Origin of the sequence: Streptomyces sp. NPDC007095 (assembly GCF_040634475.1) — a bacterium.
In the GTDB taxonomy this organism is placed as follows: domain Bacteria; phylum Actinomycetota; class Actinomycetes; order Streptomycetales; family Streptomycetaceae; genus Streptomyces.
Map to the genome: position 1 here is coordinate 1 of NZ_JBEYFS010000022.1, position 12,973 is coordinate 12,973.

Annotated in this window: 12 protein-coding genes, 1 tRNA gene and 1 riboswitch; of the genes, 12 read left to right on the forward strand and 1 reads right to left on the reverse strand. The window is 71.8% G+C overall.

Translation table 11 applies throughout. The features are described 5' to 3' along the window. Nucleotides 1-564: 564 nt before the first annotated feature. The 5 genes from ABZ656_RS10395 (at nt 565) to thiD (ending at nt 6,209) form a co-directional block, all read left to right on the forward strand. Nucleotides 565-1,797, forward strand: a complete 1,233-nt coding sequence (locus ABZ656_RS10395) for an alanine racemase (RefSeq protein WP_360266426.1) — start codon at nt 565-567, stop codon at nt 1,795-1,797. A gap of 16 nt (nt 1,798-1,813) precedes the next feature. Next, entirely contained in the window at nt 1,814-2,722 is a 909-nt protein-coding gene (locus tag ABZ656_RS10400) for an intradiol ring-cleavage dioxygenase (protein ID WP_101402221.1), read from the forward strand. A 5-nt stretch (nt 2,723-2,727) separates the two neighbouring features. Further along, entirely contained in the window at nt 2,728-3,810 is a 1,083-nt protein-coding gene (locus ABZ656_RS10405) for a maleylacetate reductase (protein WP_101403947.1), read from the forward strand. 64 nt (nt 3,811-3,874) lie between these two features. Continuing rightward, a riboswitch (TPP riboswitch) is annotated at nt 3,875-3,969 on the forward strand. After that, nucleotides 3,959-5,362 (forward strand): cytosine permease, encoded by a 1,404-nt coding sequence (locus ABZ656_RS10410; protein ID WP_101402222.1) that lies wholly within the window; start codon nt 3,959-3,961, stop codon nt 5,360-5,362. It overlaps the preceding riboswitch by 11 nt. 40 nt (nt 5,363-5,402) lie before the next feature. After that, the gene (gene thiD / locus ABZ656_RS10415) at nt 5,403-6,209 is read left to right on the forward strand and encodes a bifunctional hydroxymethylpyrimidine kinase/phosphomethylpyrimidine kinase (protein WP_101402223.1); all 807 of its coding nucleotides are present in this window, start codon (nt 5,403-5,405) and stop codon (nt 6,207-6,209) included. 67 nt (nt 6,210-6,276) lie between these two features. Here thiD and ABZ656_RS10420 read toward each other — a convergent pair whose 3' ends face one another. Further along, on the reverse strand, nt 6,277-7,140 hold the full coding sequence (locus ABZ656_RS10420) for an NAD(P)H-binding protein (RefSeq protein WP_360266431.1): 864 nt from the start codon (nt 7,138-7,140) through the stop codon (nt 6,277-6,279). 89 nt (nt 7,141-7,229) lie between these two features. Here ABZ656_RS10420 and ABZ656_RS10425 point away from each other — a divergent pair, with 89 nt between their 5' ends. The 7 genes from ABZ656_RS10425 to ABZ656_RS10455 all read left to right on the forward strand — a co-directional run bounded on the left by ABZ656_RS10425 (nt 7,230) and on the right by ABZ656_RS10455 (nt 12,642). Continuing rightward, complete coding sequence (locus tag ABZ656_RS10425) at nt 7,230-7,937, forward strand: helix-turn-helix domain-containing protein (RefSeq protein WP_360266434.1); 708 nt, start codon at nt 7,230-7,232, stop codon at nt 7,935-7,937. A gap of 150 nt (nt 7,938-8,087) precedes the next feature. Further along, complete coding sequence (locus ABZ656_RS10430) at nt 8,088-8,420, forward strand: hypothetical protein (protein WP_360266437.1); 333 nt, start codon at nt 8,088-8,090, stop codon at nt 8,418-8,420. A 542-nt stretch (nt 8,421-8,962) separates the two neighbouring features. Beyond that, complete coding sequence (locus ABZ656_RS10435; RefSeq protein ID WP_180362196.1) at nt 8,963-9,187, forward strand: hypothetical protein; 225 nt, start codon at nt 8,963-8,965, stop codon at nt 9,185-9,187. Nucleotides 9,188-9,332: 145 nt separating this feature from the next. Then, on the forward strand, nt 9,333-9,605 hold the full coding sequence (locus tag ABZ656_RS10440; protein ID WP_129592159.1) for a hypothetical protein: 273 nt from the start codon (nt 9,333-9,335) through the stop codon (nt 9,603-9,605). A 400-nt stretch (nt 9,606-10,005) separates the two neighbouring features. Then, entirely contained in the window at nt 10,006-10,773 is a 768-nt protein-coding gene (locus ABZ656_RS10445; RefSeq protein WP_360266441.1) for an NPP1 family protein, read from the forward strand. A gap of 198 nt (nt 10,774-10,971) precedes the next feature. Then, nucleotides 10,972-12,432 (forward strand): hypothetical protein, encoded by a 1,461-nt coding sequence (locus ABZ656_RS10450; protein WP_360266508.1) that lies wholly within the window; start codon nt 10,972-10,974, stop codon nt 12,430-12,432. Between the two features lie 136 nt (nt 12,433-12,568). After that, a tRNA-Pro gene (locus ABZ656_RS10455) sits at nt 12,569-12,642 on the forward strand. Nucleotides 12,643-12,973 lie beyond the last annotated feature (331 nt).

A 12,973-nucleotide genomic window follows, 5' to 3' on the forward strand; every position in this document is an offset into this window, starting at 1 on the left:
GATCGACAACCCGAACGCGACGGGCTCCTGCGCCTGCGGCGACTCCTTCAGCTGAGTCCCGGCCGACTGCCGAACCATCAGCCAGCCCATGCACCGCCGGCCAGGTTCAGGATCCGCCGGGTCCGGGTGACGGGCCGCCACACCGCCGACCGCTCGAGGTGCCGAAGGATCTCCCACCGGGTAGAGATCGTGTGGGGCCTCGGGTATGGAGTCGCGGATCAGCATGATGGTGGGATGCCACAGGGCGCGGGCCCTGCGAGCGGAGGCGTCGGCGTGCCGGAGCACGGCGCCGCCGGTCTTCCGGTTCCCGGCCGCCGCGCCGAACCGGACGATCGGTCGGTACCCCCATGGTGCCCCGCCGGGGCCGACCGGCCCCGAACGGGTGGCGCGTCGATCCGGCCCCGCACGGGGAGCGCGTCGATCCGGCCCCGTCGATTTCGGCGGCTGCCGTGGCACGTGTCATGTCCCCGGCCGCCCGCGTCCGCTGGGCCGCTCCTCCGGTCCCCGTCCGCCGCCCTCGTCGCGTGCCGACGGTATCCTGCGCCATACGACCCGGAGTGTCCCATGAACACACCCTCACTCGCGGTGCGCGATCGCATCCTGACCCTGCCGCCCACGGAACTTCCCGCCTACGTGTACGACTTGGCGGCACTGCGCGCACACGCCGCGTCGGTGCGGGCCGCGCTGCCCGAGCGCGTCGAGCTGTACTACGCGACCCAGGCCAACCGGGAACCGGAGATCCTGACCGCGCTCGCCCCGTACGTCGACGGCTACAAGGTCTCCACCGACAGCGAACTGGCCCACGTCACCCGGGCGGCGCCGGACCACCCACTGGCCTTCGGCGGCCAGGACAAGACCCCGACGGAGCTCCTGGACGCGCTGGAGCGGGGCGTGACACGCTTCCTCGTGGAGAGCGAGTACGAGCTGTACATGCTGGCCGGGCTGGCCCAGCGGCACGCTGCGGCCGGCCGGGTGGCGGTCCTGCCGCGCTTCAACCTCCCGGTGGCCGGCCATCTGTTCGCCGACGGCGGCCGGAACCGCAGGACCTCCGGCCTCGACCCGGCACAGGCGGACACGATCGTCGGCCTGCTCACCGACGGCAGCTACCCGAACCTCGAACTGCGCGGCGTGTACGCCCACTTGGCCAACGGCCTGCACGCCCCCGAACACCTCGCGGTGGCCGAGAGCGTCGTCGCCTGGACCGGTGAACTCGCCGCGCGGCACGGCCTGCGCCTCCCCGAGGTGAACGTCGGGGGCGGCATGGCGGTGGACTACGAGCACCCCGAACGCCGTTTCGACTGGCAGTCGTACGGCGAGGGACTCGCCCGACTCGTCGCCGCCCACCCGGAACTGACCCTGAGTATCGAGCCCGGTCGCGCGCTGACCGCGTACTGCGGCTGGTACGCGAGCGAGGTGCTGGATGTCGAGCACGGCGCACACGAGGACTTCGCCGTCGTCCGCGGTGGCGCGGTGAACCTGCGCACGTCGGCGTCCAGGAGGCCCGACCAGCCGTGGCCCGACCAGCCCTGGTCCGTACTCGAAGTGGACGTGTGGCCCTACTCCTGGCCGCGGCCCGTGGTACGCCGTGAACGGGTCACGCTCACCGGCCAGTTGAGCACCTCCAGGGACGTCCTGGTCCGGCACGTCCGGGCGCCGGGGCTGCGGGCCGGCGACCGTGTGGTGTTCTCCCTCGCGGGTGCCTACACCTCGTCCGTGCCCCACCGGGCGTTCGCCAGGTTTCCCGAGCCCGGCTTCCACTTCGTGGACCCGGGCACCGACGGCGACCAGTCCCGATAGCACCACGAGGAGCGGCATGACAGACGAACCGAACCGTTCGACGACGGCCGATGCCGCGACCGACTTCACGCACGGCATCACCGACGCCGTCGTCGACAGCCTCCGGGGCACGGCCGATCCGCGTCTGCGTGAACTGCTCGGCGCGCTCACCCGTCATCTGCACGACTTCGTGCGCGAGACGGAGCCGACGATGGCGGAATGGGAACGCGCGATCGGATTCCTGACCGCGACCGGACAGCAGTGCACCGACACCCGCCAGGAGTTCATCCTGCTGTCGGACGTGCTCGGTGTCTCGATGCTCGTGGAGACGCTGGGCGGCCACCGCGACCCGGGTGCCACCGAGTCGACGGTCCTCGGCCCGTTCCACCTGACCAGATCGCCGATCCGCGCACTCGGCGCGAACCTCGACCTGGTGGGCAGGGGTGAGCCGTGCGTGGTCAGCGGCCGGGTACTGGGCAAGGGCGGCACCCCGCTGCCGGGCGCGGTCCTCGACGTGTGGCAGGCCGACTCCGAGGGCTACTACGACGTCCAGCAGCCGGACGTCCAGCCGGCCGGCAACGGGCGGGGACTGTTCACGGCCGACGCCGAGGGCCGCTTCTGGTTCCGCACCTGCGTACCGAGCCCGTACCCGATCCCCACCGACGGCCCGGTCGGTGAACTGCTGCGCGCCACGGCCCGGCACCCCTACCGCCCCGCCCACATCCACTTCATCGCCTCGGCCGAGGGCCACGCCCCGGTCACCACGCACATCTTCGTCGCGGGCAGCGACTACCTCGACTCCGACGCGGTGTTCGCGGTCAAGAAGAGCCTGGTCCAGGACTTCACGGAGACCGACGACCCGTCCCTGGCGGGGGAGTTCGGCGTCCCGAACCCCTTCCGCCACGCCCGCTTCGACCTCGTACTGGAACCGGAACGAGCACCATGACCGACATGAACACCCCGCTCGACTTCTCGTACGAGACCCAGCCCGCGCGGATCGTCTTCCGGCCCGGCGCCGCCGTCTCCGCGACCCCCGACGAGGCCGCCCGGCTCGGGCTGCGCAGGGTGCTGGTGGTCTGCGGCGGCAGGGGCGAGGACACGGCACGCGCGGTCGCGGACGCCCTGGGCGACGCCTGCGCGGGGCTGCACGCCGAGGCCCGGATGCACGTACCCGTAGAGGTCGCCGACCGGGCCGTCGAGGCGGCGCGCGCGGCAGGCGCCGACGGGTGTGTCGCGGTCGGCGGTGGCTCGGCGATCGGCCTCGGCAAGGCGATCGCGCTGCGCACCGGCCTGCCCCTGATCGCCGTGCCCTCCACCTACTCCGGCTCCGAGATGACCCCGGTCTGGGGACTCACCGAGCACGGCGCCAAGCGCACCGGACGCGACCTCGCCGTCCAGCCCCGCAGCGTCGTCTACGACCCCGAGCTCACCCTCTCGCTCCCCGTGCCCCTCACCGTCACCAGCGGCGTCAACGCGCTCGCCCACGCCGTCGAGGCCCTCTACGCGCCCGACGCCTCGCCCCTCGTCTCGCTCATGGCCGAGGAGGGCGTACGGGCGATGACAGGGGCCCTGCCGCTGGTGGCCGCCGCCCCAGGCGACCTCGACGCGCGCGGCCGGGCCCTGTACGGCGCCTGGCTCTGCGGCGCCTGTCTCGGCGCCACCACCATGGGCCTGCACCACAAGCTGTGCCACGTTCTCGGCGGCACCTTCGGCCTGCCGCACGCCGAGACGCACACGGTGGTCCTCCCGTACGCCCTCGCTTTCAACGCGCCCGCCGCGCCCCGGGCGATCACCGCGCTCTCGCGGGCCCTGGGCTGCACCGACGACGTCCCCCATGCCCTGCGGGCGCTGGCCGGGGACCTCGGTGCTCCCCGGAGCCTCGCCGAACTCGGTCTCAAGAAGACCGACCTGGCGGTGGCCGCCGAACAGGCCGTCGCACAGACGTATCCGAACCCGCGCGAGGTCACCGTGGACGGTGTGCTGGCGCTGCTGACGGCGGCGTACGAGGGCAGGGAGCCGAGCGCCGACGCGTAGCAGCGGTGCCGTGCGGACCCCTCCCCCTGGGGCATACCGCGCCCGCCGGGCTATCCTGACCGCCGAACCGGACACGGGGTGCCCCGCACGAGGGCTGAGATCACACCCGTCGAACCTGAACCAGTTAGGACTGGCGGAGGGATGTCTCATGTCGTTGCCGTATGCCCGTAACGCTCGCGCTGAGGTGGCCGTCGGAGGCCCGCAGGGCGTATTCGACGGGCGGATGCCCACCGCCCCTGGGGATCTGCACGTCGAGGCGCGCGGAATCGCCCCGGTCCCGGAGGACCACCGCTACGGCGGCCCCGGCCGTCTGTTCACCGTGTGGTTCGCCCCCAACCTGACCATGACCGGCGTGTTCACCGGCACCGTCGGCATCGCGCTCGGCCTGGACTTCTCCACCGCGCTCGCCGCCGTCGTGCTGGGCACCCTCCTGGGGGCGGTTCCGACCGCGTACCTCGGCACCTGGGGGAGCCAGACCGGCGCCGGACAGCTGCCGCTCGCCCGCCTCGCGTTCGGCCGGGCCGTGGTCGTCCCCGGCGCCCTGCAGTGGCTGTCGTCCATCGCCTGGGACGCGCTGATCGGCCTCTTCGGCGGGGACGCGCTGGCCCAGCTGTGCGGCTGGCCGTTCTGGCTGGGTGTGCTCGTCATGATGGCGGCGCAGGGGGCGCTCGGCGTCCTCGGCTACGAGGCGATCCACCGGCTCCAGACCGTGATGACCTTCGCCCTCGCCGCCGCGTTCGTGGCCCTGACCGTGAAGCTCCTGAGCGGCGCCCACACCACCCCCGCCGCAACCGCCCATGGCGCCGACCGGGCCGGGGCCTTCGTCCTGACCTGCACCATCGCGCTCAGCCTTGCGCTGTCGTGGGCCCCGTACGCGAGCGACTTCAGCCGCTATCTGCCGCGCACGGCGTCCCGCCCGCGCATGTTCTGGTACACCCTGGCCGGCGTCAGCGTGTCCTTCGTGGCCGTCCAGGCGCTCGGACTGTGGGGCGCAGCCGTCTTCACCGACCAGACCGCCCGCGGCGTCGACACCCTGCTCGGCGGGGGCGCCCTCGGCGCGTTCGGCCTGCTCGCCGTGGCGCTCGCCGCACTGAGCAGCAACGCCATGAACGACTACAGCGGCTCGCTCGCCCTGCAGACCATGGGCGTACGGCTGCCGCGCCCGGCCGCCGCGGCGCTGGCCGCCGTCCTGGGCTTCCCGCTCGTGCTGTGGATGCACGCCGCCGACACCACGGCCCGCTTCCAGAACGTCCTGCTGTTCGTCGGCTACTGGATTCCCGGGTTCGTCGCGATCGTCGCCGTCGACTGGCTCGCCCGGGCCAGGGCCCGCGGCGGCGCACCCGTCGACCTGGCCGACGAGAGCGCCCGCCCGCGTCCGTGGTGGCCCGCGCTCGTGGCGTTCGTCGCCGCCTTCGCCGCCGCGGTGCCGTTCATGAGCACCAGCCTGTACGTCGGCCCCGTCGCGCATGCCCTGCACGGCGCCGACACCGCCTACGGGGTGGCGTTCGTCGCGGCCCTGCTGGTCTATGTCCCGCTGCGCCTGCGCCGCTGACCCCGCCCCCTCACCCCCTTCGTACGGAGTGACACCCACCATGCCCGCGAACAAGCCGACCGCCCCGCCCCGCGTCCTGACCATCGCCGGATCGGACTCCGGGGGCGGCGCCGGCATCCAGGCCGACCTGAAGACCATGCTCGCGCTGGGCGCGCACGGGATGAGCGTGCTCACCGCCGTCACCGCGCAGAACTCCCTCGGCGTACAGGGAGCCTGGGAGCTTCCCGCCGAGGCGGTGCGCGCGCAGTACCGCAGCGTCGTGGACGACATCGGTGTGCAGGCCGTGAAGACCGGCATGCTCGCCTCGCCCCTGCTCGTCGAGACCGTGGCCGAACTGCTCTCGGACGTCGGCGCGCCCGTGGTGGTGGACCCGGTGAGCGTCTCCAAGCACGGCGACCGGCTGCTGGCGGACGACGCGCTGGACGCCGTACGGACCGCTCTGCTGCCGCTGGCGACGGTGGCCACCCCGAATCTCGACGAGACCGCCGAGCTGACCGGGATCAAGGCCACCGGTGAGCGGGACATGTGCCGGGCCGCGGAACAACTGCTGTCGTACGGGCCCCGCTGGGTCCTGGTGAAGGGCGGCCACCTGCCCGGCGAGGCCGTCGACCTGCTGACCGACGGCACCGAACAGCACTGGTTCCGGGCCCCGCGCCACGACAACCGCCATACGCACGGCACCGGTTGCACCCTGGCCTCGGCCATCGCGGTGGGGCTGGCGCAGGGGCGGGCGGTGCCGGAGGCGGTGCGGCTGGCGAAGGAGTACGTCACCGGCGCGATCGCGGCGGGATTCGCCCTGGGCTCGGGCCTCGGACCGGTCGACCACGGCTGGCGGACGCGCGCCTGAACGCCGCGGGTCCGTCCGCACGGCGGACGAGGCCGTCGTCCGCTGCGACCGACGGGGAACCCGGACGTCAGCCGGTCGGCGTGATCGTTGTCTTCAGGACGTCCGCCAAGGCCGTCGTGGGGCGGTCGAGCAGGCGGCCCAGCGTGGGGTCGACCGGAGCGAACTGTCCCTGCCGGCTCGCGGCGAACAGGCCGAGAAGCAGGTCGGCGCCGGCCTCGGGCAGACCGCGGGCGAGCAGGCTCGCGCGGTAGTCGGCGTCGGAGACGACCACCCGGCGGACTTCGCGGCCCGTGAGCCGCGCGGCGATCGCCGCGATATCCGCCAGGTCGAGCGACTCGGGGCCGGTGAGCGCGGGTGTCGTCCCGTCGAGGCCCCCGCCGGTGAGTGCGAGCGCCGCAGCCTCGGCGAGGTCGGCGTGGGCGGTCCAGGCGACCGGTCCGTCCTCCGGCGCGGCCAGCTCGCCCGTCTCGAGCGCGTGGCCCAGCAGCATCACGGCTGAGGAGGCGTAGAAGCCGTTGCGCAGCGAGGTGAAGAAGACCCCGGACTCCCGGAGCGCCGCCTCGGTGGCGGCGTGGTCGCGCATCGGAGCGAAGGGGGAGGACGGGTCCGCGCCCATGTGGCTGGTGTAGAGGATGCGCTCGGCTCCGGCTGCCGCCGCGGCCTCGATGGCGGTGCGGTGGTGGTGGACGGCGTCCACGCCGGTGCTGTCCGTCGACACGACGAGGACCTGCTGGGCGCCCTCGAAGGCGTCCGCGAGGCCAGCGGGGTCGCCGAAATCGCCCTGGCGGACGCGCACGCCCCGGTCTTCGAGCTCCCGTGCCTTCTGCGGGTCGCGCACACTGACGCCGATCCGCTCGGAGGGGACGCGCTCCAGCAGCCGCTCGGTGATCAGCCGGCCGAGTGCGCCATTGGCGCCGGTGACGATGATCATGACAACCTCTTCCCTGTTTCCATCGATAACGCGATGACGGTACCACTGGAAACTCACATCGGTAACAGGATTCTGTTATCGTCGGAATCATGGAGAGTGAGGACGTCACCGCGGCGGACGGGCACCGTGAACGCATCGTCGTGGCCGCCGCCCGGCTGCTGGCCGAAGGCGGGCCGGACGCGGTCTCCACCCGGGCGGTGAGCGCCGCGGCGGGCGTGCAGCCGCCGGCCATCTACCGGCTCTTCGGCGACAAAGAGGGCCTGCTCGACGCGGTCGTCGCCCACGGCTTCACCGCGTACCTGACCAGCAAGACCGCCCGGAAACCCACCGATGACCCGGTCGAGGACCTTCGCGCCGGCTGGGATCTGCACGTCGGCCTCGGCCTGGCCAACCCTGCGCTGTACACCCTGATGTACGGCCGGTACCGCCCCGGCGCACCCTCGCCCGCGGCGCTCGCCGCCTTCGGGGTCCTCGCCGGGCACATACGGCGCGTCGCCGAGGCGGGCCGGCTGCGCGTCCCCGAGGACCGCGCCGCGGACCTCGTCCACGCGGCCGGCTGCGGTACGACGCTCACGCTCATCGCCACCCCCGAAGACCGCCGCGACCCGGAGCTGTCCCGCACCGCCCGCGAGGCGGTCATCGCGGCGATCGCCACGGACGCCCCTGCCGCGCCCGCACCCGGGCCCGTGGCTGCCGCCGTCACCCTCCGGGCCGTACTCCCGCAGACCGACGCCCTGACGGCGCCGGAACGCGGCCTCATGGAGGAGTGGCTCAACCGAATCGCCGACCGGGACTGAGGGCGGCTCGGTCGGGCGGGGTCGGCCGCCCCGTGCCTACGCGGAATCGGGTAGGACGGCCCACCGCATCCGAGTACGCGTACTCATGATCGACTTCCTTGCCTCGCGCAGGCTGGTCCCACAAGCCGTCCAAAGGGAGTCATCGTGGGTATGGCAAGCCGAGTTCACCGCCCGTCGTCCGTGATCAGCAGTGGCCCGGCCCGGTCCGCACTGGGCCTCGCGCTGGCCTGCGTGACCCTCGCGATGCTGACCGGCTGCTCCACCGAGGACGCGAGCTGCGGTGGTGGCGAGTACCCGGTCATGGCGGTGGGCGGCACCGGCAGCACCTGCGTGTCCAACGGTGACGAGCCGCCGAAGGGGTACGTCCGCTATCCCGAAGGGAAGGTCCCCCAGCACGTCGGCGACAAGTGGGACACCTACTGGAGCACCCACACCATCGACGAGAACGGCAAGATCATCGAGGCTCCCGACGCCGGGGTGTGACCACCGGCTGCTCGGCGACGCCCGGCCGCTTCGGTCAGGACCGGGCCGTCCGGCGGTGCATGGGCGGTCGATCAATGATCTCGATGTACATGATCCGGCCGTCCGCGACGTCCAGGATCAGCATGCCTTTCGAGGGCGTGAGCGGTACACGCCGATGGCCCGGGCCGAACGGCTTCCCCTGCGGATGATCTGCCGTCCGGATGCTCTGGCGGAAGTCGTCACCGCAGTCGCACTCACCCGCCAGGCGGACATCCCGCACGCAGATGGCCGGCTCGCTTTCCCCCTCCTCCTCCAGGAGGGTGGCCACAGTTCGGCGACGAGGTCCGGGAAGACATCGCGAACGAGGGGGTGCTCCTGCTTCGTGCGGGAGGGTGGCCGCAGCGGTCGACCGGGCGCCGATCAGGGCCGTCCACCGCTGAACGTCGCACGAGTGGCGGGTGGTCGTGCGCTGAAAATCGAACACGTGCTTGAATTCGGGTATGACGTACCCACACTTCCAGGGCCGGGATGCAGGCCGGGACCGGAGAGGCGAGGCTGGATCCATGTCTGAACCGTTGCCTGTCATCGTGGCTCCGCCGAGTGACACCGGTGGCCGCCGAGTCCGAGTGCACGGCGAGAACCTCGGGTTGGCCTACAACCTGGAGGACCTGTCCGAATTCCTGCGACGCGCGGGTCTTGACGTGGACCCCGTGACCGCGGCGGTGTCCCCCCTCATCGACTGGCGCGGTGTCGGTCCGGAGTACTGGGGGCCCGAGACCCGCAGATGAGGGCGCCCCTGTGGCCGCCCCGTGTGGCCGCCCCGCGCGGACTGCCACACGTGCAGCCGTCGTACGTACGTCCGTCCGACGGCACTGGGTGGTGCCGTCGATCGTGCGTCTTGTCGTGCCGATCGGTGACCGGTGCAACGGGAGCGTGACCGACCCGTTCGCGCCACCCCCGGAGGCGGGGTCCGCAATCGCTACGTCGGAGGGGCGGCGGTGGACCAAGGAGTCGGCCGGGGGCTTCTTCGCGGCCACCGCCGCCTTCGTGGTCGTGCAGGCGCTGGTCTTCGAACCCGTCGGCCGGTTGCTTCCCGACTGCACGCACCGTGTCACCACCCTGGCGGGGATCCTGGCCGCGACGCTCGCCTGCCCACTCGCCACCCGGTGGCTCAAGCGCCTGCCCTCGTCGGCTCCGCCGAAGTGACGTCCGGGGTGTAGCCGTACCCTCGGGGCGCCATCGAGGAAGACCCGTTGGACGGGGTCGCTCACCGCGCCCAGGTCCCGTGCGGCAGTCGCGGTGCAGCCGCCGCGCTGCCGTCGGGTGGCCTCGTCGTACTGGCCGTACCGGCCGCACTCGCGACACCGCCTCCTCGCGCGTGTCCTGCGCCGTGCGCCGTGCGCCGTGCGCCCTGTGCCCCGCGCCCCGGCGGCAGGGCGGGGCGCCGTTGCCAACTCCGCCTCCTTGTCAGTTGGTTGACCTTTCATCACTCAGACACCCCCTGACGCTTGCGTTGTCGACGAGAGGGGGAATGGTGATCTGGGCATGCCAATCCGACCGGGTGTGCCCGGCCCGCCCCCACATCGCGGTCGATCAGGAGGACGCAGTGAAGAGAAGCTCGCGCATCCGCAAGGTCTCGCTCATCCTCGGCAGTGCGGTCGCCCTGGTCGTCGCCTTCCCCGGCAGCGCCCTCGCCGCCCCGCCCCAGGCCCTGCCCGCCGACGCGGACGGACTGGAGCAGACGTTCCAGCCGGCCTTCGACTACGACACGGACGGCTGCTACCCCACCCCCGCCATCGGTCCCGACGGGACGATCAATCCCGGCCTCAACCCGTCCGGCGCCCTCAACGGTCAGTGCCACGACGCCTCGGACCTCGACAACACCAACGGCTACTCGCGCGAGAAGTGCAACAACGGCTGGTGCGCCATCATGTACGGCCTCTACTTCGAGAAGGACCAGGCCGTGCTCGGCAGCGGCCTCGGCGGGCACCGCAACGACTGGGAACACGTCGTGGTGTGGGTGCAGAACAACGAGGCCCAGTACGTTTCCACCTCCGCCCACGGCAACTTCAACGTCTACGGCCGTGACCAGATCCGTTGGGACGGAACCCACCCCAAGGTCGTCTATCACAAGGACGGTCTGAGCACCCACTGCTTCCGCCCCGCGAACGCGAACGACGAACCGCCGGAGAACCACTACCACGCCTGGCAGTTCCCCGACCTGGTCGGCTGGAACGGCTACCCCGCCGGTCTGCGCGACAAGCTGAGCGCCTACGACTTCGGCAGTGCCGTCTTCGGCCTCAAGGACGGCAACTTCAACTACCACCTGGAGAAGGCGAAGCCGGCCGGTATCCCGTTCGACCCCAATGCGTGATAGTCCGTCAATTGAGGTGACACTCGGATGAGTTGATGAGGCTATCGGCCACTCTCGACGCGTGATCGTGGCGTACATCACCCCTGGAGGGGGTGGAAACGTGAAGCAGGGCTTCACGTCTTCATGGCATGCTCACATCTAGTTACTCGCTGGTAATCCCATGCCACCCCCACCCCCCCCTCAGGACTGATCTTGCGCATCCGCAAGCGGCCCTTGCGCGCCCTCGTGCCCGCGCTCGCCGCCTCCGCCCTCCTCCTCGCCGCCGGCTGCTCCGCAGACCCGGGCCAGAGCTCCGCCGCCGAACGGACCCCGGACTCCGGCGCATCCGCGACCGCGACTGCGAACAGCGACCAACCGCTCGCCGTCGCCGCCGCCCCCGCCGCGGCGGCCACCTCGACCGCCGTCGCGCGCCCCGGTACGGCCGGCGGGAAGGCCCGCAAGACCTCGCTCACGGTGAAGTCGTACGACAACCACACCCGACGAGCCGTCATATCGACTGTCGGCAAGGGGACTTCATCGCCGTCCCCGACCGGGACCCCGACCTCCGCGGGCACCGCGACGCCGGGCCGCACCGCCGTCGGCGACGTCATCGCCAGTGCCCCCGCGCCCGGCGCCCCGGACGGACTCCTCGCCAAGGTCACCAAGGTGATCGGTGAGACGGCCGACGGCACCGAGGTCCAGACCGCGCCGACGACCCTGGACACGCTGCTGGGCGACGACGACGCGAAGGGCACCGTCCCGGTCGACCCGGCCTCCTTCGACGTCGAGCGGCTGCTGCCCGACGTGAAGGTCTCCTGGGCGAAGACGGGAGACATCCACTCCGGCCTCGAGGGGACGAAGGTCCCGCTCGGCAGCCTGCGGGTCGATGTCGCGACGAAGGTCGCCACGGCCGAGGGGGCACCGGCCTCGGCGGCCGCATCCGTGTCCGGCTTCGTCCAGGTCAAGCCCGAGGTGGACTTCTCCTACGGAGGCGACAGCTCCACCGCCTCCAACGGTTCCACCGGCTCCGCCGCTTCCGGACCGCGGGCGGCCTACCTCGGGGTCTCCGGCGACTGGACCTCGCAGTGGGCGCTCAAGGGGCGCGCTGCCGCCTCCACCAAGCCGGTCCGGCTGCCGTTCGCGAAGCTGCACGCCGACCCCGTCCTCCAGGTCGGCCCCATCCCCGTCGTCGTGAACCTCGACCTGACCTGCTACTTCGAGATCGGCGGCGACGGCAACGTCACCGTCGACGTCGAACAGGACCTCAAGGGCGACTTCAAGGCGGGCGGCACCTTCGGCACGGCGGCGGGCTGGACACCGGTCAACGAGTCCCACATGGCAGGCTCTCCGGTCCGTACGTCCGTCACGACCGCCGGAAGCGTGAAGGCGGCCCTCGGCGCACAGGCCACCGTCGGCCTGTACGGCGCCGTGGGCGTCACCGCCGACCTGGCCCCCTACCTGCGCGGTGAGGCCGCGGGCACGGTCACCGCGACCACCCCGGTCGGCTCCGAGGCCAAGTCCGACGTCGCGGCGAGTGGTTCCTGGGCCCTCTACGGCGGCCTCGACCTGAGCGGCACCCTCCAGATCCAGCTGGCCATCTTCGGCACCCCCGTCATCCAGCACGCCGTCCCCCTGGGCACACTGCACCGGGAGTGGAAGCTCGCCGACGGCAAGATGTAGGTCCGGCGAACGCGGCTCGCGCCGTGCCGTGACCAGCGCCCCCGCACCCGCCGTACCTTCACGTGTGCGGGGGCGCCCCCTGACGTGCGGTAGGGTTTACCTGCACGATCACGCGGAACACCGCGGGTGAACGCACCGGGACGTGGCGCAGCTTGGTAGCGCACTTGACTGGGGGTCAAGGGGTCGCAGGTTCAAATCCTGTCGTCCCGACTTTATGAAGTCGCAGGTCAGGGGTCGTTTCAGAGGAGATCTGAAGCGGCCCCTTGATCATTCCTGGGGACCGCTTGGGGACCAGGGCGCTTGACGAGGGCTGTGGCGCACTTTGACCCGGTCAAGGTGCGCCACGGGGCGGTCGGTAAGGCGCAGAGCGGGCGGTTCGTGGAGTTGTCTATGTGTTCCCGATGACGTATCACGTGGAGTGCGTCGCCATCCTTGAATCGGCCGTGAAAGCAGCCTGACCTGCGGTTTATGCGCTCGCAATGTGTGCGGTGTGGGCGTTACGGGCGACATCGTGACGCTCATCTGACGCTCGTTCTGATGG